Below are 25,138 nucleotides of genomic sequence, written 5' to 3'. Positions count from 1 at the left end.
GTTCAGGCCCGCGCATGGGCGGGAGGTCATGGCTGGCGCGCACGCAGTTTTCCGCCACGTCCGGCAAAGCGAAAGCCGCGCCGGAGCGGGGCTTTCGCCTGCTTCTGTAGAGCCGAGCCCATGCTCGGCTGCCTTGCAGATCAGCCGAGCGTGGGCTCGGCTCTACAGGTGGGAGGGGCGCCGATGGCGCCCGGTGCCCTTATTTCTTCAGGCTGTCGCGGATCTCCCGCAGCAGCACCACTTCCTCGGCCGGCGCTGCCGGTGCCGCTTCCTTCTTGCGCGACAGGCGGTTGATCACCTTGATCACCAGGAAAATGGCGAAGGCCACGATCACGAACTGGATCAGCGTGTTGATGAAGTCACCGTAGCCGATCACCACCGCCGGAATCTCCTTGCCGTCCGGCCCGATGCGGGCCGGCGACAGCGTCCACGCCAGCTGCGAGAAATCCACCTTGCCGATCAGCAGGCCCAGCGGCGGCATGATGATCTTCTCCACCAGCGCGGTCACGATCTTGCCGAAGGCTGCGCCGATCACCACGCCGACGGCGAGGTCGATGACGTTGCCGCGCATCGCGAATTCCTTGAACTCGGTGAGCATTCCCATTGTTGTTGTTCTCCGGTGGGGAAGTGGACAGCGCGCAGGGTAGCGCAGGTGATGTCAGCCCGCGATCACGCCATGGCGTTCGGCCACGTTTTCCAGGCGCGCACTGAAGCGATCGCCCGGCTTCAAAGCGGCGACCCCGGACGGCGTGCCCATGAACACCAGATCGCCCGCGCGCAGCTGCCACAGCTTGGACAGCTCGTGCAGGATCTCCGGCACGTTCCAGATCATCTGGTCCAGCAGCGCCTGCTGGCGCACCTCGCCGTTGACCTCCAGCGACAGGTTCAGCGCGGCCAGGTCGCCGACTTCCTCGGCGTGGACGATTTCGCTGATCGGCGCGGAGGCATCGAAGCCCTTGGCGGCGTCCCACGGATGGCCCTTGTCCTTGGCCGCGGCCTGCAGGTCGCGGCGGGTCAGGTCCAGGCCAACGGCGTAGCCGTAGACCAGCGCATCGGCATCGGCCACGGCCAACTCGCCCGCGGGCGCATCACGGCCGATCGCCACCACCAGCTCCACTTCGTGGTGCAGGTTGGCGGTTGCCGGCGGGTAGGGGATCACGTCGTCGTGGCCGACCACGATGGCATCGGCCGGCTTGCTGAAGAACATCGGGCGGCCGCGGTCATCGTCCGCCGGTACCGCCGCGCCCATTTCACGGGCGTGGTCAGCAAAGTTGCGGCCGACGCAGTAGATGCGGTGCACGGGGAAGCTGCCGCCACCGGCTACCGGCACACGCGGCAGGGCTACGGCAGGGATCACATCGGAGACATCGGACATGCGGGCATCCAGGAAGGGCGTGCCCGCAGTCTAGAACGCATGGCGCCCGCCGTCAGCGGGCGCGGAAGACGTGGATCAGCGCGAGGCCGGCAGCACCGGCTTGCGCACTACGCGGTACTCGCCCTCGACCACGGTCGGGTCGACCGGACGCGCGGCGCCGGGCTTGCGCGAGGCCAGCAGCTTCCACGCCAGGCCGACCAGGATCATCGCCGCACCGACGAACACACCGATGAACACCATCGCGGCCAGGATCGCCAGGCCGAGCAGGCCCACGGCAACGCGCACCAGCGGGTGGCGCGGCTTGCGCGGCGCGAACAGGGTGCGGAACTGGGTGAAGGCGGATGCGCGATTGAACATGGCGGCTCGATAGGCTGGGATCAGCGAAACCAGAGTATCGGGACGCGCCACCGTCATTGAGTGAAAAACTCGTTAAATATAGCCTGTGCTTATTACGGATCAATGACTTGTGTTCATGTCGCAGCCAGTCACCTGAGCAGGCATGCGACAATTCCGGTTTACCGTCCGAGCCTTCGCCATGACTACCGCCGCTGCCCTGATCGCCCTTGATGCCATTGCCGATGGCGCCTTTGCCGAGGTCGAAGCGGTGGTCGAGGGCGATGCCGAGTCGCTGGTGCTGTACCGCGACGGCGCGCAGGTGCGGGCGTTCCTGAACATCTGCCCGCACGCCGGCCGCCGCTTGGACTGGGCCCCGGGCCAGTTCCTGAAGAGCCGCGAGGGCCACCTGGTCTGCGCCGCGCATGGCGCCTCGTTCGCGCTGGACAGCGGCGACTGCATTGCCGGCCCCTGCAAGGGCGACCGCCTGCGCGCAGTGCCGTTGGACGTGCGCGACGGGCAGGTGTACCTGGCCTGAGGCCGGGCGATGTTGCCTGAGGTGGGTGCGGACCGTTGGTCCGCACGCTCCGCTGCAGGGAAGCTTCGTGCGGACCAACGGTCCGCACCTACCGATTGCAATCCCGCAGGTGCAGGGCGCAGCCCTGCCGATCAACTCACTCAGAACATCAGGTTGATCATCAACACCACCACGCAGGTGTAGATCAGCGACAGCGGCCCGCCCACCCTCCACATCTCGCGCGGGGTGTAGTTGGCCGGGCCGGTGATCATCGAGATCACCGGGTTGGAGGCCGTCATCAGGTTGTTGGACGCCGACAGCGCCACGATCAGCGCGAACGCGGTCGGGTTGCCGCCCGCTGCCAGCGCCAGGTTCACCGCAATGGGCACCATCACGATGGTCGCGCCCACATGGCTGATCACCAGCGAGAACGCCGTGGTCAACAGCGCCAGCGCCACTTCCAGCACCCAGATCGGAATGCCGGTGGGCAGCTTGTCGATGGTGTGGCCGGCTACCCATGCCGCCGCACCGCTGGAATCCATCGCCCAGCCGAGTGGAATCAGCCCGGCCATCATGAACACCGTCTTCCAGTTGATCGAGGCATAGGCCTCGTCCATGCGCAGCACGCCGGTCAGCAGCATGCCGGCCACGCCGGTCATCAGCGTCAGCGCCACCGGCAGCTTGCTGGTCAGCGCGATCAGGATGGTCAACGCGAAGATCGCCATCGCGATCTTGAACTTGTGCGGGCGCTGTTCGCCCGTCGGGTAGTCGGTGACCACCACGAAATCGCGGCTCTTGGCGGCCTGCGCCAGGTCGGTCCAGATGCTGTGGAAGACCAGCATGTCACCGGCGCGCAGCTGCACGTCGCGCACGTCCTCGCGGATCACCTGCTTGTCGCGGTTGATCGCCAGCAGGCTGATGCCGCGCTCCTTGCGCAGGCGCAGGTCGGCCGCGCTTTTGCCGATCACGTTCGAGGTCGGCGGCACCACCGCCTCGGAAATACCGGCCCGGCTCGGGTTGAACAGGTCGCCCAGGTGCTTCAGGCGCGAAGACATGCGCAGGAACTGGTTCTGCGCGAAATCGTTGATCTGCTGGCGCGGGCCCATCGCACCGAGCACGCTGCCGACCCAGATGCGCATTTCCGCCGGCGGCGCCAGGCGGGTGTCGTTGCCGGTCTTCAACGCCAGCAGCAGCGGGGCATCGTGCAGGTTCTCGGCCTCGCCCAGCGTCATCCCCACCAGCGGGCTTTCGGCGGTGACCACCAGTTCGAATACATCACCTTCAATGCCGTAGGTCTTGGCGAAGTAGCTCTCGGTGCGCGCCGGGGTGACACCGTCGTTGACCAGGCTTTCTTCTTCAACCAGCTTGCGGTCGCCGTAGTAGCGGAAATACAGCAGCGAGGCGATCAGCAGGGCCACGCCGATCGGCAGCGGCGCGAACATGCGCAGCGGCTCGATGGTGGCCAGGCCCGAGGGCAGGTTGTTGTTGGCCGAGGCCAGCAGATCGTTCAGCAGGATCAGCGGCGAGTTGCCGACCATGGTCAGCGCGCCGCCCATCACGATCGCCGCCGAAATCGGCAGCAGCAGGCGCTGCATCGTCAGCCCGGTGCGCGCCGCCAGCCGCGAAGCAACCGGCAGGTACAGCGCCATCACCGACGGGTTCTGCATGAAGGACGAGTTCAGACCGGCGATGGCGGTGGTCATCATCAGCAGCCGCTGCTCGACCCCATGGCCACGCCGCAGCAGCCACGCGGCCAGCCGGTTCAGTGCCCCGGTGCGGTCCAGGCCCGCACCGAGGATGGTGGTGGCGATGATGCTCATCACCGCGTTACCGGAGAAACCGCCGAAGATTTCCTCCGGCGCGATCAGGCCGGTGACACCCAGCACCACCAGCACCACCAGCGCGACCACGTCGGCGCGGATGCGCTCGAACAGGAACATCGCCATCGTGAAGCCGACCAGCCCGAGCACGAGCTTCATGTCGTTGGTCAGCGTCAGCGCGGTGTCCATGTGGGGCGCGGTGTCCTCAGGCGATCGTCAGGTGCGGTCGTACAGCAGGTCCCAGACGCCATGGCCGAGCTTCTGGCCGCGGGTCTCGAAGTGGGTCTGCGGGCGCCAGTCCGGGCGCGGCACGCTGCCACGCGGGCCGGCACGATTGACCAGCCCGGCGGTGGCATCGAGCACGTCCCACATCTGCTCGGCGTAGTCTTCCCAGTCGGTCGCGCAGTGCAGGCGGCCGCCCGGGCGCAGCTTGCGCACCAGCAGGTCGGCGAACGCCGGTTGCAGCAGGCGGCGCTTGTTGTGGCGCTTCTTGTGCCACGGGTCCGGGAAGTAGATGCGCACTTCATCCAGCGCGCCGTCGGCGATCTCGTTCTGCAGCACCTCCACCGCGTCGTGGTGGTACAGGCGCACGTGGTCGGCGTTGTCCTCGGCCAGCGCGTTCAGCAGGCGGCCCACGCCTGGGGCGTGCACTTCAATGCCGATGTAGTCGCGCGACGGGTCGTGCTGGGCGGCGAAGCGCAGCGCGGCACCGTTGCCGAAGCCGATTTCCAGCACCTTGTGCGCCGGGCGGCCGAAGGTGGCGTCCAGGTCACGCGGCTGGCCGTTGTAGTCGATGCCGAAGCGCGGCCAGCGTTCGTCGAACGCGCGCTGCTGGGCGGGGGTGAAGCGGCCCTGGCGCAGCACGAAGCTGCGCACCTCGCGGCGGCCCTCGCTGACGGTGAAGGGCTTGGGCGGAGCCTTGGAGCCGGCGCTGTCAAAAGGATTGGTCATCAGCCGATCAGCCCATCCACCGGAGAGGAGGCGCTGGCGTAGCGCTTGCGCGGGATGCGCCCGGCCAGGAAGGCCTCGCGGCCGGCCTCGACCGCCTTGCGCATGGCGCTGGCCATCAGCACCGGGCTGCGTGCGCCGGCAATGGCGGTGTTCATCAGCACGCCGTCGCAGCCCAGCTCCATCGCAATGGCGGCATCCGACGCGGTACCGACGCCAGCGTCGACAATGATCGGCACCTTGGCGTCTTCGATGATCTGCAGCAGGTTGTACTTGTTCTGGATGCCCAGGCCCGAACCGATCGGCGCGGCCAGCGGCATCACCGCGGCGCAGCCGATCTCTTCCAGGCGCTTGGCCAGGATCGGGTCGTCGGAGGTGTAGACCATCACCTCGAAGCCGTCCTTGACCAGCTGCTCGGCAGCCTTGAGGGTCTGTACCACGTCCGGGTACAGCGACTTCTGGTCGCCCAGCACTTCCAGCTTGGTCAGGTTGTGGCCGTCCAGCAGCTCACGGGCCAGGCGGCAGGTGCGCACGGCATCTTCGGCGGTGTAGCAGCCGGCGGTGTTGGGCAGGATGGTGTAGCGCTCCGGCGGCAGCACGTCGAGCAGGTTCGGCTCGCCCGGGTTCTGCCCGATGTTGGTGCGGCGGATCGCCACGGTGACGATCTGGGCGCCCGCGGCCTCGGTGGCCAGGCGGGTTTCTTCCAGATCCTTGAACTTGCCGGTGCCGGTCAGCAGCCGCGAGCCATAGGTCTTGCCGGCGATCACCAGCGAATCGGGGGAGACATGAACGTTCATGGCGCGATTATCGCTTATCCGCCTGAAGATGGGGTCACGCCGGAAACGGGTTCGGATCCCTTTGCCAGCGGCAAAGGACTCTGACCCGTGGCGCGATGCGTGGGGTCAGAGCCCCTCGCGGTGCGAGGGGATCCGACCCCTTGGCCTCAGCCCCCACCCAGCGCGTGCACGATCTCCACCACGTCGCCTTCGGCCAGCACATGCTCGCTGTGGCGGCTGCGGCTGACGATCTCGCCGTTGACCTCCACCGCCACACGGCGCTGCAGCAGCTGCTCGGTTTCGAGCAGGTCATGGAGGGTCGCCGAAGCGGGCAGGGTACGGGGTTCACCGTTGAGCTGGATGTTCATCCCTGCATTGTCGCTGATGGCCCGCCAGGATCGGAACCTTTGCAATCTGCGCCGGATGCCAGCTCCAGCACAGCAGGGCCAGGCGGGATGAGGCGACAATCCATGCGGCGGCGCAGCGTGAGCAAAAGGCGGCACGGTGAAACCATTCACCGTGCGCCGGCGTACGTGTGCCGGGTCCTTTTCTATTTTTCCCCACAGGAGTTTCCAGATGCAGCTCAGCAAACACCCGATCCGCTCCCTGATGGCGGCCGCGATCGCGCTGGCCGCGCTTCCGGCCATGGCAGGCGAGTCCCCGTTCACGCGCACCGTGTTCTTCGGCGACAGCCTGACCGACAGTGGCTACTACCGCCCGCTGATCCAGCCGGCCGACGCCCGCCCGGTCTCCGGCCAGTTCACCACCAACCCCGGCCTGGTCTGGGCCCAGTTCGTGGCTGACTACTACGGCACCAACGCCAATCCGAACGGCAACGGCCAGAGCGGCGACAACTATTCCGTGGGCGGTGCCCGCGTGGGCGTCGACCTCACCCAGCCCGCCTTCGGCAACGTGCCGGTGCCGTCGCTGAAGACGCAGACCGCCCAGTACCTGGCCGCCAATGGCGGCAAGGCTGACGCCAATGCCCTGTACACCGTCTGGGGCGGCGCCAACGATCTGTTCTCGATCACCGCGCCGGCGCAGGCACCGGCGGTCATCGGCGCTGCCGTGACCAACCAGATCGGCATCGTGGCGTCGCTGAAGCAGGCCGGCGCCCAGTACGTGATGGTGCCCAACCTGCCGGACGTGGGCACCACCCCGGGCTTCATCGATCGCGGCGCAGCCGGCCAGGCGCAGGGAACCGCCCTGTCCACGGCCTACAACAACGCGCTGTATGGCGGCCTGAAGCAGGCCGGCATCGATTTCATTCCGCTCGATACCTATACCCTGCTGCACGAGATCATCGCCAACCCGGGCATGTACGGCTTCAGCAACGTCACCGGCCGCGCCTGCCTGGTGCCGTCGTCGCTGGCCTGCAGCCCGTTGGCCTATGTGCGCCCCGATGCGGCAAGCAGCTACCTCTTCGCCGATGACGTGCACCCGACCACGGCGGCCCACCAGATGCTGGGCCAGTACGCCATCTCGATCCTGGAAGGCCCGCGCCTGCAGCAGGTGCTGAGCCACTCGGCACAGACCATCGGCCGTTCGCGCGCCGACCAGGTCAGCCTGCACCGCAGTGGTCGCCCGGCCGACGGCCTGTCCTGGTGGGGCGGCGTGCGCGGTGATCTGCAGCGCTACGACCATGCCGACCTGTACGACGGCATGGCGCCGGCCGGCCTGTTCGGCGTTGACTGGGCCCGCGACGGCATGGTCTTCGGTGGCTTCGCCGGCTTCGGCCGCCTCAATGCCGACTTCGGCAACAGCCGTGGCGATTTCACCCAGAAGGACACCACCGCCGGTCTGTTCGCCGGTTGGTACGGCGACCGCATCTGGGTCAACGGCCAGGTCAGCTACACCTGGCTGTCGTATGACGTGAACCGCAAGGTCCAGCTGGGCCCGGCGACGCGCGAGCACAGCGGTTCGCCCGACGGCAGCAACCTGACCGCAGCACTGAACGCCGGCTATGAGTTCGGCACCGAAGGCGGCTTCCGCCACGGCCCGATCGCTTCGGTGATCTGGCAGAAGGTGAAGATCGACGGCTACACCGAAGGTGCCAGTGCCGGCACGATGGCCACCGCTCTGGGCTACGGCAAGCAGGACGCCGATTCCACCGTCGGCCGCATTGGCTGGCAGGCGCGCTTCGATGGCGGCACCTTGAAGCCGTATGTGCAGCTGACCTACGACCACGAGTTCGAGGACACCAAGCAGGCCAGCGCCTGGGTGCAGAGCCTGCCGGCCGTCGGCATGTACCGTGTGCCGGGCATGGACTTCGACAAGAACTACGCCACCGCCATCCTCGGTGCCCGCATGGAGCTGTTCGGCCTGCAGAGCAACGTGGGCCTGAGCGCCACGGCCGGGCAGAAGCGTGCGCAGGACGCGACGCTGTTCGCCAGTTTCAGCGGCAGCTTCTGATCCAGGACGGGGTCAGCGCCCTTTCCTCGCGGAAAGGGATCTGACCCCATTGCGCCAAGGGGTCGGATCCGTTTCCGCCAGGAAGCGGCTCTGCCCCCATTGCGGCATGCCGCCATTGCACAACACCGGCAGCTCCGCATAGACTTTCACCCTGCAACGCGGGCGTAGCTCAATGGTAGAGCTGTAGCTTCCCAAGCTACTGACGTGGGTTCGATTCCCATCGCCCGCTCCAATCAACACCGAGATCCGCGCTAAGTGTCTGGAGGCGCGAGGGTTTCGGGATTGGATAACGGCCTCTCAAACGACCTTCCTGGGTATCGTTTGAGGTATCGCCAAAATCGCCAAACATGCCAAAGCCATTGCTTTTGGCCAGGCCAAGCGGGGTCTACGCCCGTTTTCTCGTCCCAAAAGACTTGCTAGCATTGGTCGGCTCGCGCTTCCTCGTTCGTCCGTTGCACGCTCCTTTCGGAGACGTGGCCAGGCTGGTCGCTGCCCGCATGGGCATGGCACTCTCTCAGGCATTCCAAGCATTGAGACAGGGGCAGGCGGTGGACATCGACGAGGTGTTACGCAGGGTGCGGCGGAATGGTGTTCAGCAGCTGATCTTGAAAGGGATCACCTTCCCCAACGGCGCGGGCGTGACCGAGGTGGAGATCAGAACGCCGGAAGACATGGCGTTCTGGCGCGAGACCCTCGAAAAGATGGCCAGCGCCGATCCAGTAGAAAGCATCGGCCTGCTTCCTGAGCATTTTCTGCTCAAGCAGCAGGAGGCGCATGCGAAGAGGGAGGCGACAGGTCGTTCGGTTGGACTGTCGCTGTCTAAAGCCATCGAGAACCACCTGACGGATTTGACCAACGCGAAGTTGCAGCCAAAGACGGTTCTGGAGAGCCGTCACACGTTGCGGCTGTTTGCTGGCGTGGTAGGGGAAAATCTGCCTGTGTCCGAGCTTTCGCAAGATCACGTGCGCGAGTTCTTCGGTGCAATTCGATGGTGGCCTTCGAATGCATCCAAGCGGCCTGCTTACCGAGGAATGCCGGTGCTGGAGGTGATGGCCCTGGCAAAGGCCAACGATGAGCCCGAGCCGGCCGCCTGGACCATCAAAAAGCACCGCCAGCGTCTGTCGGTGTTCTTTATCTCCTTGGTCGAGGCCAAACGGCTGGACGTCAACCCCTTGGCAGGCGTACGAGCGGTGGCGACCCCGGACGAAGAAGACAGGGGATCTCCCTTCACCGACAGCGAGTTGGGCGCCATTTTTGGAAGCGCGTTTGTTCCCTGAGCGTCGAAGTATCCGCATCGGTGGTTTGGTCCGATGCTCGGGCTCTACAGCGGTGCACGGGTCAACGAAGTGGCTCAGTTGCAAGTGGATGACATCGCAACGGTCGATGGCGTTCCCGGATTCTACGTCCGGGTGGTGGCCAGGGGTCAGCGGATCAAGGGCAAGCATTCGCGCGGTTTTGTTCCCTTGGCGCAACCCGTGCTGGAGGCCGGGTTCCTGGACTACGTGGAGGAGGCCAAGGCCGCAGGCCATGTGCAGTTGTTCCCCAATCTACCGAACAGCACCGGCCTGGGATTTGGCAGGCAGCTGTCACGCCAGTTTTCCACCTACATCAAGCGGCAAGGCGTCGAGGAAAAGGGGCAGGGCTTTCACGGTTTTCGCCACACCTTGGCCGATCGCCTCGACGCCGCAGGTGCGTCGAGGCGATCGGCGCGGTCACCGGCCATGCTGCGGGGCAAACGGTTTTGGAGAAGCACTACATTCACCGCTCCACCCTGCCGGACCGCGTGGCGACGTTGGGCAGGTTCTCGCCTCCGGTTGTGTTGCCGCGCTATCAACCGGGGCAGTTTGACTTGGCGTTGCGCTCGGCCGAGCAGAAGCTGCGGGAAGTTGGTCGGCGTGGAGGAAAGAAAAAGGCCCCCCAGGTGAGTGGGGGCCTTCCCGAAGCTGCACTGGAGCTTCTACTCACTTGCTGGCGTTGGCGGTGAGCAGAGCGGTTACCGCTCTACAAGCCCATGCTTACTCCAGCGGGCGAGGAGAACGTTCCACGCCGCCTGAGAACGTCTCTAGCAGCCCTGCCGCTCGCTTGTCTGCTGACAACAGTTCAGCGGTGCCAAGTTTCGGACGATCCAGCAGTTCCGACGCCCTTGAGTCACCCAGTAGGTAGGCGACCTTGAGATACGCGGCGCTGTCCACCAAGGAGCCATGGCTGGGGTCGTCGTAGTAGATCTTGGAAAGCCCATAGTAAGCGAACAAATTGCCTGACTTGGCTTGCTCATAGAGAAGCACGGAGCCTTCCGTGAACTTCCCGGCCTCCAGGGCAATTCTCTCCGCGTAGACAACGGCGGCCGGTCTGTTGCCAGACGCTGCCATCTCTTGGAGGGATTGCAGGCTAGCTGCATGCAACTTGGCGTTCTCCTGTTCGGAGGGATAGCCATGCTGAATCAACCACTGGGCCTCGGCCGGAGAGCGAGCGCTCAGCGGGCCGGCGCTCGCACAGGACGGATCCACCGCAGGGCACAGCCTCTGCTGAACTTCAGCAGAGCGCTCGGCTGCGTTTGCGCCGGCGTTGGAGGATTGCGTGGGGCGTGGGGTCCCGCTTTTGGGTGTATGGTCGTCCCGCTGGGCTTTCTGTTCGGTCGTTTGAACGTCCGCTGCGGGGGGGGACTTATCCGCGCAAGCGGAGAGTGCGCAGGCAAGCATGGCCACGATTGCGAAGTTTTTCATGCGCTCACCTGTCAAGGAATTGAACATTGCTGTTGGTCCAGTTGCGTCCACCATGTTGAGCACTGGGCATCTTCAGAAACAAATTTCCATTTCTCTTTCAGGGATTTCTCCAGCTCAACCGCACCTGCCCCTTGCGGGGTGATGTATTCCTCCACGGGCACGCCGTAGCGACGTGCCCATTCTACGAAGGTCTCGACGAGGCCTGGTGCCCCCACCTCATCGTCTATCGCCTTAAGGATGCCGAGACAGTATGACTCAGGAATGGTGATGTTTATGCCCGCCCTGGTCGCGCTTGATGCTTGAAGCTGCTGTTCGCATGCATGCATAACCGCGTAGCGAAACTCCCCGGTTGCGCTGTTGAAGTCCTTTGTCAGGTTGGCGTAATTCTGGGTTTGGCGTTCCAGGGCGTCCTTCATGGAAGCCTGAGCGTTCGGATCAGGCGGCACGGTTCGACCAAACCCGTGCGTTCGGCCTTCGCTGAAGGAAATCGCCATCAGGACAGTAGACTTTGCCCCCCAAGAAGCGCCAGGCAAGCGATCTTTCGCGTAGCTGGCCCCCGACGGGAACGGGATGCGTGCAGGGCAGGAGGCGGGCTTCCTGGCAATGTGTTCTGCGCAAACCCGCTGTTTCCAAGTGTCTGCCGAGGGGGGGGAGGAACTGCCCCCCCCACCACCTCCCTCGCCTGGATCGTAGCCCCCAATTCCGGGAACCGAAGGAGGATCCATGGGGGGGGTGTAGGGGGGGACGTAGGGAGGCGGTATCGCATCAACGGGGGGAAGGTTGGTCGTTCCTCGATCGTTGGTGGTGTCGGCCATGCCTGATTGGGCTGCGAGCAAGGACCCGCCCACGATCAGTGAGATGCGAAGGATGTCGCGGATCTGGCGTTTGAGGTTCTGCGATCTAGAGATGTCTTCGGGAGTTAATGTCGGTTTGTTCTTCATGAATCACCATCAGTCCTTGGGGGCTTCAAAGCGGGCGATGCGAGCTTCTTGCACGTTCCAATGCATGTTTGAATGGCTTCTTCGAGGTCTCTTTTGGAGGGGAGGGGGGATGCGGCGTAGGTCGAGGCAATTCGCCGGGCCAGCGGTGGGGAACAGTTCTCGCTGACGGCGCGCACGGCGTCTTCGGTCACGGCTCCTGTGAACAGCAGGGCGTCAGTTGCCCTGACGTCCAATTCTTTTCGTGCTTCTCGCCACGCGGAGACTAGGGCGCGCGCCGCTGCCAACCACCGCTCCATCCTTGCGGGCTCGGGCGTGTGCTGCCCGGTGAGGGAGGCATCGTTCCACGAAGCAACGGTTGCCAACTTGTCAAACATCAGCAGCCAGCAAATGTAGAGCGGGAACAAACAGCGTTTGCGAGCGGCGAGCTTGATCAGCAAGGAACGTGTGATCCGTCCGTTTCCATCGGCCAATGGGTGGATCGTCAGCAGTTGGTGCGTCAGCGCCTCGTCGAGGTGCTCATTGCAGTTGGATTGGTGCTGGGAGAGGGTGGTCAGGAGATTGGCGAGCAGTGGAGCGACGACCGCGACCGGTGGCAGCACGAGCACCGCCTCCTTGGGGCCTCGTCCTGCCACCCATGCGCGATCTGATCGAAGCGAGGGTGCCTGGAGGCCTGCTGCGGACGTCAGTGAGGCGATCAAGGCGTCGGTTGTGCGCAGATCCGCTGGGCTCAGGGGCGCGATTGCCTTGTGGGCTTTTTCAACGGCGCTGACGGGCAGCAGGAAGTCCCCGTTGTAAGCTTGGCAGTGAACCCGATTCAGTCGTGACGAAAGCAGCAGGAGCGGGTGAAGGTCCGGCTCCAGGAGCTTGGGCTCGTAAGCCTGCCTCAGCTCAAATGCTTCGGAGCGCAGTGGTTGGGGTTGCGAGACCACGACGCCGTGGGTGCCCCAGATCTGTGCTTCGCCCGCAGATCGAATCAGGGGAGGAGGAATGTAGTGCAGTGTCACGGCGCGTTCCAGGCGAGTGAGGTCCAGCGCGTGAGCGTGCACTGCCGTTCGTTACAGTCGTCACCGTCTTGGCTGAGGTGTCAGTGGTTTGCTTCTCCGCGCAAGAGATCGCAGACCTCGGCGTTCAACATTCTGTCCAAAGCAGTGAACATCCTCACGCCGGGCGGGGCCGACGGCTTTGAGCTGACCAATGGTTACCTGCGTGTTTGGGCAGGTAACTCTCAGCGCACAATCGGCAACAACTTCGGTGCTGATGGCTTGGTCGACTACTTCGGACCGAATGTGGGTGCTTCCAACGCGAGCAAGGCCAGCGCAACCATGTGGATGGATCGCGACGGCAACGCGTATTGGGGCGGGGCGATCGCTGCTGGCATTCTGCGCAACGCGGCGCAGTCCACGACTACGCAAACCATCGGTACCAGCGTGCTGGTCGGTCCGTTCGATACCAACGGGCGCAGCAAGCAAGTGGTGGTCGGCTACAACCGACGTCATACGCGCATCAAGAACGGCTTTGGCTCTGACGGTTTCGTCGCAGGTGTTGGTAGCAACAGCGGTGTGATCAACCTGTATCGCCAGTTGATCGGTCAGAACGAGACGTTGTGGCAGCAGATCCCGATCAGCGGCCGAGTAAAAATTTTCAACGAAACTGACTCGAATGATCGGGCCGTGTCGTACTGGACGGCGTCGGTCACGCTTAACGACAGCGGCGACGGAGCCGCGCGCCGCAGCTACCGTGCCGAGATCGTCAGCTACTCCGAGCAAAGTGTCACTCACCAGTCGGGATCGTTCACGAGCCAAACGATCACCCTGAGCGTGGTGACCGTGCCGTATGAGGACGCGGTTGCGATGCGGGCCGGGCGCTACTGCCGGCTCACCGCGACCGAAGAGGCGGCAGAAGCCACCGGCGGGCGATGCTTTTAGGGGGGGGCGAGCCGCTACTTGGACGCAAGGATGGGTCGGAGTAGCGACAAGCGTCAACGGATGCTTGCCCATCACGTTGGGAAAACGCCAGCTGTGGTCAGACTGCGCCCATGCGCTATTCCGCCCAGATCTCCGCCGCGTATCAGAAGCTGGCCCGCATGATCGGCGCCACGCTGTCTCTGCAGGAGTTCGCCGCACCCTACGCCTACGATCCTAGGAAGAAGCGGCCCCAAGACACCGAAGGGGGTGGACGACGCCATCCGAGCGGGCTGCTTTAGCCAAACGGAGCTAGCAATGTTTTCTGAGCTAGAGCAGTGGAAACGGGCCGAGGTCGCGGTGCTTTAGTAATTAAGGGACGGGTCTATGAGCCACACTACTAGCAAAGCCCCAAGCCGGCGGATGCCGGCCTGGAGATGTGCTATCGACGAACCTATCGCTGCATGCGTCGGACAGAGCACTTCGACGAGGCGCATACAACCTCAGTTATATAATTCCCAACGCCGACATTCTCGACAGGTACTCCGAGCTGGCTCAAATAGTCGACCAGCTGGCCCAGGTTCTCGCCAGTGCCATTCCATACGCCTCGTATGTTTGACTGACTTGCTGGAATCAGCTGTCCTGTCGGTGTACGTGCAGATTCCTCTTTTGCGTCGGCAGTCGTATCCTCAATCTGCAACGAGTAGTCCATGTACGAGCCGTCAGACATCACTACGCGGAATAGCAGAAAACTCTTTTCCTTTAGCCCGAGCACGTTTGTCGCATTTTGCGCCACGTCGATCAAGGACGAAAGAACGTTCGCATTGACGATTGAGTTTAGGGTTCTGGTGTCACCCAGTGCTGACTCGATCTGCGCTTTCAGATTGTTGTCGAGTAGCACGTCATAGGTTGACTTGCCATTCGCAGCGGGAAGAGAGAGATGTTGGACGGGAACGTTGTAAATGGGGCGAAGGCTATTGCCACCGATCACATAGAGTTTGTGGGCCTTGTCTACCTCGACCCTTACGTGGCTCTCCACCGGCGACTGAGTTGCTGTGGCTGCTGCGGATAGAGCACGGGGCTTGACGCCACCTCCTCCCCCGCCACTACTTCCATTGATCCACCACTTTTGAACAACATTCGCTCCAAGGTTGTACACGTAGAAAAAGCCGCCACCTCTACCGTTCAACGCCGCGATGTCGCGAGCCTTTGCTTGAAACTGCGCGTCAGTCACGCACGTCTCGCACTGTATCGAATAATCATACGCGTGTGCGTTGTTTGCGAACGCTGCTCCGATTAGAGCAGACACCAATGCAATTGTCTTCTTCATGTGGCTCCTCCTTGAGTCTGGGATCGTAACACGCCCCCGCCAATCAACAGAGGAGCAGATGCATGCTCGCAGGTATCTAGATCTTCAACCCTGCCGGATCGTTGGAGATTGATTGCGCGACCCGCTTAGGGTTGTTCATCGGCGCGGTTCAGACCGACGCTGTGCACGGAAATTCGACTTGGGGAGAGTCGCTGCCGCCAAGGGATTTCCTTTCTACGTGGTGCATCCGCCAACACAGTCTGGCCGCACGCCAGCGGTTTGGTATGGTTCGTGCCAGCGGATCGAGCGTGGTGTGGGGTTCCGGTTGACCGGACCGCAGGTGGATGGGACGGGCTCAAAGGGTTCGGGGCGCTTCTATTATTCCCCCGCCACTGCCCGGTCTGCCGCCGACCCGCGAGCAGCAGCAACAGGTCCGGCGCCTGGCTGAGGCTGGCGCGAAGGAAATCGAGCGGATCAAGGCAGCGCTGGAGCCGCGTAAGCCGCCGGCGGAGACCAAGCCCCGAGCGAGGGACGCCCGCAGCAAGGCGTGGCTGAGGCCGGGAGCTGCAGCAGCTGCGTCGCGGTGTTTAACCGCTTAGCCTCCAGAGAGCTTCTGCATAGCTCCTTGCGACACAAGGGCTACGTCATGTCTGCTCCAGAAATCAGTTCAATGCAAGCCTTTGATTCGCCTCCACAGTCAGGCAGGCTTTTAAGCCGCCCCTTCGTCAGGCGGCGAGGTGGTCCTTTCAGGCTGAGAAAGCCTAACTTTCAACTCTCCTTCCGAGACCAACTCACTCAGCCGCCTCGATAGCTCTGTCTGAGCGCTCTGTGCGTCTTCGTCGATGGGGAAGCTGGCAACGTTCATCGTGATAGGGTTCCTTACCTCAAGCACCCCAATAGCTAAGCGGCGAAGTTGCTTTTGCTCGTGTTCTTCGACGCCATGGGCTTCCGGGTTATATGCGCCCTTACGGAGCACGACTCGATCAAATTTGTAGCCCACGTCATCCGCGATCGCCATCATTAGTTCGACATGGGAGTCCTGCAGCTTAGTGATCCAGGTGTCAATGTCTCGGTCTTGAAGAGCTCGATCCGATAGTAGGTCGAGATGCTCTTTCCAGAGATCCAGGACCCGCGCCCGCTCCACGTTGTCCCACGGATTCGGGCTCGCCCGCGCCACTGCCGCACGCCATCGCCTGTTCCGATACGGAATTCCCCTGCGGCACGTGTCCAGCCCCGAATGCGTTTGCACCGGATGCCTGTCTGTTTTCGGTCCTGCATGTCGTGCCGCGAGACGAAGGCGCGCCAACGGACGCCTGCGCTAGACTCCGCTGAACCCAACACGGAAGTTCTCGCATGCGTCGTCCGATTCTACTGATGGCTGTATTCCTGGCGGGGTGCGCGACAAGTCCCAAAGGGCTTGAGCGCCCGGAATACGCCTCTGTGTTTACGGTGGAGCAGGGATATCAGCTGACGCTGAAGCGGATTGTTGCGGCCACCGAGGAATGCCGGCCTGTGCAGCTCCTGCCCGTCGGTCAGCTGATCAACGATGTGCAGAACTACAACGACCTGAAGGAAGCCAGGATTGTCCATGGGGCATCCGGCGTCGGCACCCAGATCTACAAGGTGATCGCACTCAAGGAAGTGGAGGGCGTCACAACCGTCACCTTGTACACCAAGGCGCGGGCAGGCGAAGAGCTCACCAGGCTGAAGAAGTGGGCGGCTGGAAGCACCGAGTGCAAATGACGCTGTTCCTGATGCGCTCAGGCCTGCGCGGTCGCCAGTGACTGCGCATACCCTTCGGTAAAGAACTCCGACAACGCCTGCCGCTGCTTAGTGCTGATCGCGCACGACGCATTGGCCGCATAGTCGAAGTGCACCATCACGCAGCGCCCGCTGGCGACCAGCACGTCGTGCTGAAACGCCTGCTGCACGATCGACAGCGAGGAGCGGCCGATGTTCTCGATGCGGGTCTCGATGCACACGTCGTGGCCCGGCTGGATCTGCTGCAGGAAGTCGATGTCGTAGCGGCGCAGGATCAGCGTCAGGTCCCGCATGCTGGCCTCCCGGCTGAAATGCCGGAAGATCTCCTGGCGGCCTTCTTCGAACCAGACGGGCAGGGCGGTGTTGGTCACGTGACCCAGTACGTCCACTTCGGAAAAGCGGGGAGTGACCTTCAGCGGCATGGGGCCTCCTGGAGCGTTGCGGGTGAAGTCCCCGGCGACGGCATTTCCATCGCCGGAGACAGGACGGCGGCTCCCCGCTGTCAGTCGGAGTAGAAGCCGTTTCCGAGCGTGCCGGGCAGGCTGGTTTCCGGCCACGGCATCAGTGACGTGCAGGCGTCATACAACGTGCAGAAATCCTGTCGCAGCTGCGCAGGTACCCAGCTTCCGTAGGAAACGTCAGTGGAATCTCCCACGCAAGCGTAGGACACATCGATCCAGCGCGTATTGGCATGTGAGGCAATGCCCTGGTGCTGGGTCTTGCCCGTGCAATAGCGCAGGCCCTGGCCGATCAGCGTGTTGTTGGCGTCGAAGTAGAGCCGGGAGACTGCATGGGTCGGCGCAGCCTGCACTTGGGCAGCGCCTCCCACCAGGCCAAACAGCAACAACAGCGGAATTCCCATTCGCATCTGTGGTTCTCCTTGGATTGTGTAAGCCGGCCGTGTCCTGTCCTGTAGCCGGCAGGGCATCTTCGCACAGCCCTGCGCAGCCCGCAGATATGGGCGCCGGCACGGCATCATCCACCCGCCACACGCCCGCGCTATGCTGCGCGCCTGCCGTCCGATCCCGCCGCGATGAAGCTCGCCATCCTGTCCCGCAACAGCTCCCTGTACTCCACCCGCCGGCTGGTCGAGGCGGCGCGCGCGCGCGGCCACACCGTGCGCATCCTGGACCCGCTGCGCTGCTACATGCGCATCGCCGCCGATGGCTTCTCGATGCACTACAAGGGCCGGCCGATGACCGGCGTGGACATGGTCATCCCGCGCATTGGTGCCTCGATCACCCGCTACGGCACCGCAGTCCTGCGCCAGTTCGAACTGATGGGCGCGCGCACGCCCAATCCGTCCGATGCGATCCTGCGCTCGCGCGACAAGCTGCGCGCGCACCAGCTGCTGGCGGCCAAGGGCATCGACATGCCGGTCACCGTGTTCGGTGACAACCCCGATGACACTGTCGACCTGCTGTCCATGCTGGGCCCGCCGCCGCACGTGGTGAAGCTCAACGAGGGTACCCAGGGGCGCGGCGTCATCCTCACCGAGAAGGCCAGCGCCTCCCGTGGCATCGTCGAGGCGCTGCGTGGGCTGTACGCCAACTTCCTGATGCAGGAGTTCATCGGCGAGGCCAAGGGCGCCGACCTGCGCTGCTTCGTGGTCGGCGACCAGGTGGTGGCTTCGATGCAGCGCCAAGCACCGGAGGGCGACTTCCGCTCCAATCTGCACGCCGGAGGTACCGCCGTGGCGGCCAAGGCCAGCCGCGCCGAGCAGCAGGTGGCGGTGCGATCGGCCAAGGCACTGGGCCTGTCGGTCTGCGGGGTGGACCTGATCCGCTCCACGCGCGGCCCGCTGGTGTTGGAAGTGAACTCCACGCCGGGGCTGGAGGGCATCGAGGCCGCCTGCGGAGTGGACGTGGCCACGCGCATCATCGAGCACGTCGAGAAGCTTAAAAAGCCCTGACTAATCAATGTCTTGAAATTCTCATGGGTGGATGAGGCGGCACTTAACATGCCTTTAATCGGCCCGGGCGTAGGCTTCAGCGAACCGCAGCTCTGCCTCTCAGCAGGATCGGTATCGGGATACAACTTCAGACCCAGGCGGGGGCACCGCCTGGGTCTTTTTTATGCCGGTCTGTGGTCCGCGCCATCCCTGCCGGAAGTCCCTTGTGGTGAAACAGGCGGACTCGTAGAGTTGGGCCTTCGTTCCGGGATGGATCGGGAGGTTGGCGATGTACCGCATCACGATGATCGCGCTGTTGCTGGGCCTGTCTGCTGTAGCCCAGGCCAAGTCTGAAAAATCCGTGGTCCAGATGGACCGGCAGGCCCCGGTGGCCGAGCAGGTACGCAAGGTCGAAAAGGCCCTGGACGACGGTGATTACAATGAAATCTCCGCCGATGACCGCAATACAGTACGGCAGGCACTGGCGCGCATCAGCCAGCGCATGGGCGACCGCCAGACCGTGCAGGAACTGCCCGGCGCCTCGCAGAACGAAGTCTTCAACGACCAGGAACGGATCAACACCATTCTGGCCCGCGCCCATGATGACAGCCGGCAGATCTGCCAGTACACGCGTGCGACCGGCAGCAACATGCCCAAGAGCCGCTGCCTGACCGTGGCCGAGCGCCGTCGCATCGAGGAGAAGGGCAAGGCGCTGATCCATGACCAGCGGACCTTCAACAACCTCAGTCCGCCCGGCAACCGCTAGGCCGTCCGCCGCCCCGGCGGTTGGCACTTGCTGGCGTGAAGGCGGTGCGAATACAGTCGGCATTCAACCCAAACAAGGATTCGTTTGTCATGAAGCCTCTTCTGATACCTGCAGTCCTGATCCTGGGACTGACCCTGGCCACCACCACCACCAACGCCGCCACCAAGCGGGCCGGTGAGGTCTTCATCCCGGGCAAGCCACTCCAGCAGCAGATCGAGCGCATCGAAGTCGAGCTCAATGATGGCGAGACCTACAGCGAACTGAAGCCGACCGAACGCACCCGTGTGCGCGAGGCGCTGGTACGCATGCGCACCGCTGTCGAGCAGCATCCGAACCGTGATTCGATGCCTGAACAGGTGCGAACCGATGTCTTCAACGACCAGGAGATCGTGAACACGGTTTTGACACAGGCGCGTGAAGATAGTCGTCTAATATGCCAACGTGAAAAGGTCATCGGTTCGAACCGATCCACGACACAGTGCATGACCGTCGCCGAGCGTGAGCGGCAGAAGGACAGGGCACAGCACGATCTGAGCAAGGCTCAGCACGTCGGCAAAATCGTCAATTAGAGGTGACAGTGAGAATCCTGGTAATCGAAGACAACAGCGACATTGCGGCCAACCTGGGCGACTACCTGGAGGACCGGGGGCACACCGTGGACTTCGCGGCTGACGGGGTTACCGGTCTGCACCTGGCCGTGGTGCACGAGTTCGACGCGATCGTGCTGGATCTCAATCTGCCAGGCATGGACGGCATCGAGGTCTGCCGCAAGTTGCGCAATGAAGCGCGCAAGCAGACCCCGGTACTGATGCTCACTGCCCGCGATTCGCTGGACAACAAGCTGGCCGGCTTCGATTCCGGTGCCGACGACTACCTGATCAAGCCGTTCGCGCTGCAGGAAGTGGAAGTGCGTCTGAACGCCCTGTCGCGCCGCGGCAAGGGCGTGCAGACCCGCGTGCTGGAAACCGGCGATCTGGAATACAACCTGGATACGCTGGAAGTGCGCCGCCAAGGCAAGTTGCTGCAGCTCAACCCGACCGCGCTGAAGATCCTGCAGGCGCTGATGGAAGCGGCCCCTGCCGTGGTGACCCGCCAGGAACTGGAAACCCGCGTGTGGGGCGAAGAGCTGCCCGACTCGGACTCGCTGCGCGTACACATTCATGGCCTGCGTGCGGTGGTCGACAAGCCGTTTGAAGTGCCGCTGATCCAGACCCGCCATGGCATCGGATACCGTATCGCCACCCCGGAAGCCTGATTCCGTGGCAGCCAAGGGGGAGCGCCGGCGCACGCCCTATCGGCGGCGCCTGCGCAGCCGCATCATCGTGTCGTTCGTGTTGTTGGGCTTCTGCCTGACAACACTGTTCGCGTTCGCCACCAACTGGGCCCGCCTGCGCGTGGAAAACCAGCTGGTGGAAGAGCTGATGAACCGCAACATCGATGAGTACGCGCGGCGCTACTACGAACACCCGGGCCACAACCCGGACGCACCGGTGCTGCAGATCCGTGCGTATGCTTATTCCAAGGACAAGTTCGACCGTGTGCGCGAAGAGCGCGCGCAGTGGGCGGGCTTTTCCGATGGCATCCACAGCGTCAGCGGCGACGAACACGGCGAACCCTATTCCTACAAGCTGGCCGTGCGGAAGACGCCAGACGCCTGGTTCTTCCTCGCCTATGACATGACCGACAGCGTGCGCGGCGGCAAGCAGCTCAACCGCGCGCTGGTGTTGTCGGTGCTGGTGTTCAGCGTGCTGTCGCTGGTGCTGGGCTGGTGGTCAGCGTCGAAGGTGATGAAGCCAGTGTCGGATCTGGCCGCGCGTCTGCGTGCCTATCGTGGCGGCACCAGCGATCCCGAGCCGTTGGCACCACGCTTCCCGGACGACGAGGTGGGCCAGCTGGCCCAGGCGCTGGACGACTATTCGTCGCGGCTGACCGAAGTAGTGCAGCGCGACCGCGAGTTCAACGCAGACGTCAGCCACGAACTGCGCACGCCGCTGGCGGTGATCCGTGGCGCCACCGAGCTGCTGCTGACCCGGCCCGGCCTGGACGAAAAGGTGCTGCAGCGCCTGCAGCGCATCCAGCGTGCCGAGCAGCAGTGCAGCGACCTGATCGGCGCGTTGCTGCTGCTGTCGCGCAACGAGCGCGGGCAGGGCACCAGCAACGTGGCCCGTGTGGCAGAACAGCTGCTGGACGCGCACCGCGCGCAGCTGGGCGGCAAACCACTGGAACTGGCGCTGGAGGGTGAGCGTGATCTGGTGATCGATGCGCCGGAAGCGGCGTTGTCGGTGGCGCTGGGCAACCTGATCGGCAACGCCGTGAAGTACTCGCAGGATGGCGAGGTTCGCGTGCACGTGGGCGCCAACGCGGTGTCGGTGACCGACAGCGGCCCGGGCCTGAGCGAAGAAGACGCTGCCAAGCTGTTCCAGCGCGGCTATCGCGGTACCCACGCCGGCCATTCGCAGGGTGGCGGCATCGGCCTGTCGATCGTCAGCCGCCTGTGCGATCTGTACGGCTGGCAGGTGAGCGTGCGCCCGGGTGGCGAGCGCGGCGTGATCGCCACCCTGACGTTCTCGCCGAAGCCCTTGTAAGCGCCTGCCTCGTGTAGAGCCGAGCCTACGCTCGGCTGCCTTGCATTGCCTTGCCTTTCCGGAGCCGAGCATGGGCTCGGCTCTACAGTAGATCCACGCCACGCGTGGATGAGCACACCAGTAGATCCACGCCACGTGTGGATGAGCGCACCAGTAGATCCGCGCCACACGTGGATGCATTCCGGTGATGCCGGCCGCTGGCCGGCAACCCGGCCTCAGCCCCCAGCCAGCCCCAGGTACCGTGCGTGCAGGGCTTCCACCTGTGCCTGCAGGTCCTCCGGCTGCCCATCATTGACCACCACGTCATCGGCCAGCGCAAGCCGCTGCGCGCGGCTGGCCTGGGCGGCAATCATCCGGTCGGCCAGCGCGGCATCAATGCCGTCGCGCTGCATCAGACGGGCGTGTTGCACGGTTTCGGGCGCATCCACCAGCAGCACCCGGTCCAGCCATGGGTAGGCCATTCGCCCACCGACCTCGGTCAGCAGCGGAATCGCGGCAATCGCATAGGCGCTTTCAGCCTGTTCGCACTGCTGCTGCATCAGCAGGCGGATGGCCGGGTGGGTGATGGCTTCCAGCGCCGCGCGTTCGGCCGGGTCGGCGAAGACGTGGGCGCGCAGGCGGGCCCGGTCAAGGCCGCCATCGGCCAGCAACATATCGGCGCCGAAGCGCTCGGCGATACGGGCCAGGGCGGGGCTGCCGGCGGCGACCACGGCCCGGGCGGCCAGGTCGGCGTCGGACACCACGATCCCCAGCGCCTCGAAGCGCCGGGTCACCTCACTCTTGCCGGCGGCGATGCCACCGGTCAGGCCAACCACATAGCGGCTCATGGGGACTCCCCTCAGCGCAGCCCGCTCATCACCATGTACTGCTCTACCAGCGGTGCACCCCACATGAAGTACAACCAGCCGGCAATGGCCAGGTAGGGGCCGAACGGAATCGGCGTGGCACGGTCACGGCCGCGGCTGTACAGCCAGATCGAGCCGATGATGGCGCCCAGCACCGACGACAGCAGGATGATCGGCAGGATGCCCTTCAGGCCGCACCAGGCGCCGAGCGCCGCCAGCAGCTTGAAATCGCCGTGGCCCATGCCTTCCTTGCCGGTCAGCTGCTTGAACAGCCACCAGACCATCCACAGCGACAGATAACCCACCGCCGCACCGACCAGTGCGGGCTTGGCCGGCATGTACAGATTGTCGATGTTGCCTATCAGCCCCAGCCACATCAGCGGCAGGGTGAGCTGGTCGGGCAGCAGCTGCGTGCGCAGGTCGATGCCGGAAAGGGCGATCAGGAAGCAGGTCAGCACGATGGCGCCGAAGCCCTGCCAGCCGAAGCCGAACTGCCACACGCAGGCCAGCACCAGCACCGAGGTCAGCGCCTCCACCAGCGGGTACTGCAGCGAGATCGGTGCCTTGCAGTGACGGCACTTGCCACCCTGGATGATCCAGCTGAACAACGGGATGTTCTCGTACCAGCTCAGCTTGTGCTTGCAGTGCGGGCAGTGCGACGGCTCGACCACGATCCCCGGTGGGGGCGGTTCATAGAAGTCCGGTTCCTCCAGGACCTCGCGCGCATCGCGCTTCCACTGCCATTCCAGCCGCTTGGGCAGGCGCAGGATGACAACGTTCAGGAAACTGCCCAGCAGCAGTCCCAGGGCGGCCGCGGCAGGGTAGCCGAGGCCGGGATGCTGGTCGAGAAAAGCCATGTATGTGTTATCCGACGACGGCGCCGAGTTTGAAGATGGGAAGATACATGGCAATCACCATGCCGCCCACAATGGTACCAATGAACACCATGATCATCGGCTCCAGCAGGCTGCTCAGGGCATCCACCGAATTGTTGACCTCCTGCTCGTAGTACTCAGCCACCTTGAACAGCATGGCGTCCAAGGCGCCGGCTTCTTCGCCGATGCCGGTCATCTGGATGACCATGTGCGGGAACAGGTTGGTCTGCTTCATCGACATGTTCACCGGGTAACCCACCGAGACGTCGTCGCGCATGCGCAGCACCGCCTCCTCGTACACGGTATTGCCGGTGGCGCCGGCCACGATGCCCAGCGCCTCCACCAGCGGGACGCCGGCCTTGAAGGTCACCGCGGTGGTACGCGAGAAGCGGGCGATGGCGCTGTTGTGCATGATCTGCCCGATCACCGGAACCTTCAGCACGAACCGGTCCATCGCGTGCTGCATCTTCGGTGAGCGCTTGTAGGCCATGATCGCACCGACCGCGGTGCCGATCGCGATCAGCAGCATCAGCCACCACCACGACACCATGAATCTCGACAGGTTCACCACCATCTGGGTGAAGGCGGGAAGGTCAGCGCCGAAGCTCTTGAACACGTCCTCGAACTGCGGCACCACGAACACCAGCATGATGCCGCTGACCAGCATGGCCACCACCACCACCATGATCGGGTAGAACAGCGCCTTCTTGATCTTGCCCTTCAGCGCTTCGATGTTTTCCTTGTAGGTGGCCACCGTGTCCAGCACGGTTTCCAGCACGCCAGCGCCTTCGCCGGCCCGCACCAGGTTGCGGTACAGCTCATCGAACTGCACCGGATGCTTGCTGACCGCCTCGTACATGGAGGAGCCGCCCTCGATGTCGGTGCGGATGGTATCGACCATCTTCTTCATCCGCGGGTTCTTGTGCCCGCTGGCGATGATGTCCAGCGCCGACACGATCGGCACGCCGGATTTCATCATCGTGGCCATCTGCCGGCTGAAGAAGGCGATGTCCTTGGGCTTGACCGGGCTGCCGGCGGCACCGAACAGCGGTTTCGACTTGGGCTTGACCTGGCCCGGGTTTATGCCCTGGCGGCGCAGTTCGGCGCGCAGCAGGTTGGCGTTCTTGGCCAGCTGCTCGCCCTTCATCTTCACGCCCCGCTTGTCGGTCCCCTCCCAGACAAACGGCTGCAGCTCCATGGTGGCGCGCGCCACCGGCTCTTTCTTGATCGCACTGCGACTGACAGACATGTTGGCTCCCCAAGACCCGCCATCCCCAGGCGGGTAACTAGCCATCGATGGTAGCGGGTTCAAGGCCGGATGGGCAGTTGGCAGGCGGCCCAGCGTGCGATTTCGTGCCGG

Annotated in this window: 26 protein-coding genes, 1 tRNA gene and 1 pseudogene; 12 read left to right on the top strand and 16 right to left on the bottom strand. The window is 63.9% G+C overall.

Annotated features, from left to right (window positions below):
• Nucleotides 1-199: 199 nt before the first annotated feature.
• The 3 genes from mscL to QP512_RS16090 all read right to left on the bottom strand — a co-directional run bounded on the left by mscL (nucleotide 200) and on the right by QP512_RS16090 (nucleotide 1,732).
• Nucleotides 200-604, bottom strand: a complete 405-nt coding sequence (mscL, locus tag QP512_RS16100; protein WP_049447393.1) for a large-conductance mechanosensitive channel protein MscL — start codon at nucleotides 602-604, stop codon at nucleotides 200-202.
• A 54-nt stretch (nucleotides 605-658) separates the two neighbouring features.
• Entirely contained in the window at nucleotides 659-1,375 is a 717-nt protein-coding gene (locus QP512_RS16095; RefSeq protein WP_286069642.1) for a fumarylacetoacetate hydrolase family protein, read from the bottom strand.
• A gap of 75 nt (nucleotides 1,376-1,450) precedes the next feature.
• Nucleotides 1,451-1,732 carry a hypothetical protein gene (locus QP512_RS16090; protein WP_286069641.1) on the bottom strand — a complete coding sequence of 94 codons (282 nt, stop codon included), beginning with the start codon at nucleotides 1,730-1,732 and terminating at the stop codon, nucleotides 1,451-1,453.
• A 178-nt stretch (nucleotides 1,733-1,910) separates the two neighbouring features.
• Here QP512_RS16090 and QP512_RS16085 point away from each other — a divergent pair, with 178 nt between their 5' ends.
• Nucleotides 1,911-2,246 carry a Rieske (2Fe-2S) protein gene (locus QP512_RS16085; RefSeq protein WP_286069640.1) on the top strand — a complete coding sequence of 112 codons (336 nt, stop codon included), beginning with the start codon at nucleotides 1,911-1,913 and terminating at the stop codon, nucleotides 2,244-2,246.
• Nucleotides 2,247-2,386: 140 nt separating this feature from the next.
• Here the strand turns inward: QP512_RS16085 and QP512_RS16080 are convergent, their stop codons facing one another.
• The 4 genes from QP512_RS16080 to thiS all read right to left on the bottom strand — a co-directional run bounded on the left by QP512_RS16080 (nucleotide 2,387) and on the right by thiS (nucleotide 6,137).
• Nucleotides 2,387-4,234, bottom strand: a complete 1,848-nt coding sequence (locus QP512_RS16080) for an SLC13 family permease (RefSeq protein ID WP_286069639.1) — start codon at nucleotides 4,232-4,234, stop codon at nucleotides 2,387-2,389.
• Nucleotides 4,235-4,261: 27 nt separating this feature from the next.
• The gene (gene trmB, locus QP512_RS16075; RefSeq protein WP_049429900.1) at nucleotides 4,262-4,996 is read right to left on the bottom strand and encodes a tRNA (guanosine(46)-N7)-methyltransferase TrmB; all 735 of its coding nucleotides are present in this window, start codon (nucleotides 4,994-4,996) and stop codon (nucleotides 4,262-4,264) included.
• Nucleotides 4,996-5,790 carry a thiazole synthase gene (locus QP512_RS16070; RefSeq protein WP_010481470.1) on the bottom strand — a complete coding sequence of 265 codons (795 nt, stop codon included), beginning with the start codon at nucleotides 5,788-5,790 and terminating at the stop codon, nucleotides 4,996-4,998. Before QP512_RS16070 ends, trmB begins: the two co-directional genes overlap by 1 nt.
• Nucleotides 5,791-5,936: 146 nt before the next feature.
• Nucleotides 5,937-6,137 (bottom strand): sulfur carrier protein ThiS, encoded by a 201-nt coding sequence (thiS, locus tag QP512_RS16065; RefSeq protein ID WP_286069638.1) that lies wholly within the window; start codon nucleotides 6,135-6,137, stop codon nucleotides 5,937-5,939.
• Between the two features lie 208 nt (nucleotides 6,138-6,345).
• Here thiS and QP512_RS16060 point away from each other — a divergent pair, with 208 nt between their 5' ends.
• From QP512_RS16060 to QP512_RS16050, 3 genes and pseudogenes are all read left to right on the top strand, one after another.
• The gene (locus tag QP512_RS16060; protein ID WP_286069637.1) at nucleotides 6,346-8,181 is read left to right on the top strand and encodes an autotransporter domain-containing protein; all 1,836 of its coding nucleotides are present in this window, start codon (nucleotides 6,346-6,348) and stop codon (nucleotides 8,179-8,181) included.
• 158 nt (nucleotides 8,182-8,339) lie between these two features.
• Nucleotides 8,340-8,413: transfer RNA gene (locus QP512_RS16055), tRNA-Gly, on the top strand.
• Nucleotides 8,414-8,528: 115 nt separating this feature from the next.
• Nucleotides 8,529-10,027 (top strand): annotated as a pseudogene (locus QP512_RS16050) (site-specific integrase); the annotation flags it as partial.
• A gap of 169 nt (nucleotides 10,028-10,196) precedes the next feature.
• Here QP512_RS16050 and QP512_RS16045 read toward each other — a convergent pair.
• From QP512_RS16045 to QP512_RS16035, 3 genes are read right to left on the bottom strand one after another with little or no spacing between them, the layout of a single operon-like run.
• Nucleotides 10,197-10,931, bottom strand: coding sequence for a hypothetical protein (locus QP512_RS16045; protein WP_286069636.1), 735 nt, complete (start codon nucleotides 10,929-10,931; stop codon nucleotides 10,197-10,199).
• Nucleotides 10,916-11,845, bottom strand: a complete 930-nt coding sequence (locus QP512_RS16040; protein WP_286069635.1) for a hypothetical protein — start codon at nucleotides 11,843-11,845, stop codon at nucleotides 10,916-10,918. The genes QP512_RS16045 and QP512_RS16040 overlap by 16 nt, the downstream gene beginning before the upstream one ends.
• A complete protein-coding gene (locus tag QP512_RS16035; protein WP_286069634.1) occupies nucleotides 11,842-12,849 on the bottom strand; it encodes a Fic family protein in 1,008 nt (335 codons plus the stop codon). Before QP512_RS16035 ends, QP512_RS16040 begins: the two co-directional genes overlap by 4 nt.
• A 144-nt stretch (nucleotides 12,850-12,993) precedes the next feature.
• Here QP512_RS16035 and QP512_RS16030 point away from each other — a divergent pair, with 144 nt between their 5' ends.
• The gene (locus tag QP512_RS16030; RefSeq protein WP_286069633.1) at nucleotides 12,994-13,770 is read left to right on the top strand and encodes a hypothetical protein; all 777 of its coding nucleotides are present in this window, start codon (nucleotides 12,994-12,996) and stop codon (nucleotides 13,768-13,770) included.
• A gap of 110 nt (nucleotides 13,771-13,880) precedes the next feature.
• Entirely contained in the window at nucleotides 13,881-14,048 is a 168-nt protein-coding gene (locus QP512_RS16025) for a hypothetical protein (protein ID WP_345783088.1), read from the top strand.
• A gap of 152 nt (nucleotides 14,049-14,200) precedes the next feature.
• Here the strand turns inward: QP512_RS16025 and QP512_RS16020 are convergent, their stop codons facing one another.
• A complete protein-coding gene (locus tag QP512_RS16020; RefSeq protein ID WP_286069632.1) occupies nucleotides 14,201-15,076 on the bottom strand; it encodes a hypothetical protein in 876 nt (291 codons plus the stop codon).
• Nucleotides 15,077-16,408: 1,332 nt separating this feature from the next.
• Between QP512_RS16020 and QP512_RS16015 the strand changes: the two genes are divergently transcribed.
• A complete protein-coding gene (locus QP512_RS16015; RefSeq protein ID WP_286069631.1) occupies nucleotides 16,409-16,798 on the top strand; it encodes a hypothetical protein in 390 nt (129 codons plus the stop codon).
• 17 nt (nucleotides 16,799-16,815) lie between these two features.
• Here the strand turns inward: QP512_RS16015 and QP512_RS16010 are convergent, their stop codons facing one another.
• On the bottom strand, nucleotides 16,816-17,238 hold the full coding sequence (locus QP512_RS16010) for a thioesterase family protein (protein ID WP_286069630.1): 423 nt from the start codon (nucleotides 17,236-17,238) through the stop codon (nucleotides 16,816-16,818).
• Between the two features lie 80 nt (nucleotides 17,239-17,318).
• A complete protein-coding gene (locus QP512_RS16005; RefSeq protein ID WP_286069628.1) occupies nucleotides 17,319-17,684 on the bottom strand; it encodes a hypothetical protein in 366 nt (121 codons plus the stop codon).
• A gap of 165 nt (nucleotides 17,685-17,849) precedes the next feature.
• Between QP512_RS16005 and rimK the strand changes: the two genes are divergently transcribed.
• The 5 genes from rimK to QP512_RS15980 all read left to right on the top strand — a co-directional run bounded on the left by rimK (nucleotide 17,850) and on the right by QP512_RS15980 (nucleotide 22,058).
• The gene (rimK, locus tag QP512_RS16000; RefSeq protein ID WP_286069627.1) at nucleotides 17,850-18,728 is read left to right on the top strand and encodes a 30S ribosomal protein S6--L-glutamate ligase; all 879 of its coding nucleotides are present in this window, start codon (nucleotides 17,850-17,852) and stop codon (nucleotides 18,726-18,728) included.
• 268 nt (nucleotides 18,729-18,996) lie between these two features.
• Nucleotides 18,997-19,473 carry a hypothetical protein gene (locus QP512_RS15995; protein ID WP_286069626.1) on the top strand — a complete coding sequence of 159 codons (477 nt, stop codon included), beginning with the start codon at nucleotides 18,997-18,999 and terminating at the stop codon, nucleotides 19,471-19,473.
• 89 nt (nucleotides 19,474-19,562) lie between these two features.
• Entirely contained in the window at nucleotides 19,563-20,042 is a 480-nt protein-coding gene (locus tag QP512_RS15990; protein WP_286069625.1) for a hypothetical protein, read from the top strand.
• 8 nt (nucleotides 20,043-20,050) lie between these two features.
• Nucleotides 20,051-20,728: a response regulator transcription factor gene (locus tag QP512_RS15985; protein WP_005410804.1), complete on the top strand. Its 678-nt coding sequence runs from the start codon at nucleotides 20,051-20,053 to the stop codon at nucleotides 20,726-20,728.
• The gene (locus tag QP512_RS15980; protein ID WP_286069622.1) at nucleotides 20,691-22,058 is read left to right on the top strand and encodes a HAMP domain-containing sensor histidine kinase; all 1,368 of its coding nucleotides are present in this window, start codon (nucleotides 20,691-20,693) and stop codon (nucleotides 22,056-22,058) included. The genes QP512_RS15985 and QP512_RS15980 overlap by 38 nt, the downstream gene beginning before the upstream one ends.
• A 215-nt stretch (nucleotides 22,059-22,273) precedes the next feature.
• Here the strand turns inward: QP512_RS15980 and coaE are convergent, their stop codons facing one another.
• The 3 genes from coaE to QP512_RS15965 are packed head-to-tail and all read right to left on the bottom strand — an operon-like array spanning nucleotide 22,274 to nucleotide 25,027.
• On the bottom strand, nucleotides 22,274-22,885 hold the full coding sequence (gene coaE / locus QP512_RS15975) for a dephospho-CoA kinase (RefSeq protein ID WP_286069621.1): 612 nt from the start codon (nucleotides 22,883-22,885) through the stop codon (nucleotides 22,274-22,276).
• A gap of 11 nt (nucleotides 22,886-22,896) precedes the next feature.
• Complete coding sequence (locus tag QP512_RS15970; protein WP_286069620.1) at nucleotides 22,897-23,760, bottom strand: A24 family peptidase; 864 nt, start codon at nucleotides 23,758-23,760, stop codon at nucleotides 22,897-22,899.
• Nucleotides 23,761-23,767: 7 nt separating this feature from the next.
• Complete coding sequence (locus QP512_RS15965; RefSeq protein ID WP_286069619.1) at nucleotides 23,768-25,027, bottom strand: type II secretion system F family protein; 1,260 nt, start codon at nucleotides 25,025-25,027, stop codon at nucleotides 23,768-23,770.
• Between the last annotated feature and the right edge of the window lie 111 nt (nucleotides 25,028-25,138).

This window comes from Stenotrophomonas sp. 57, assembly GCF_030291075.1.
Lineage (GTDB): Bacteria > Pseudomonadota > Gammaproteobacteria > Xanthomonadales > Xanthomonadaceae > Stenotrophomonas.
This window is presented reverse-complemented; position numbering and strand designations above follow the sequence as displayed.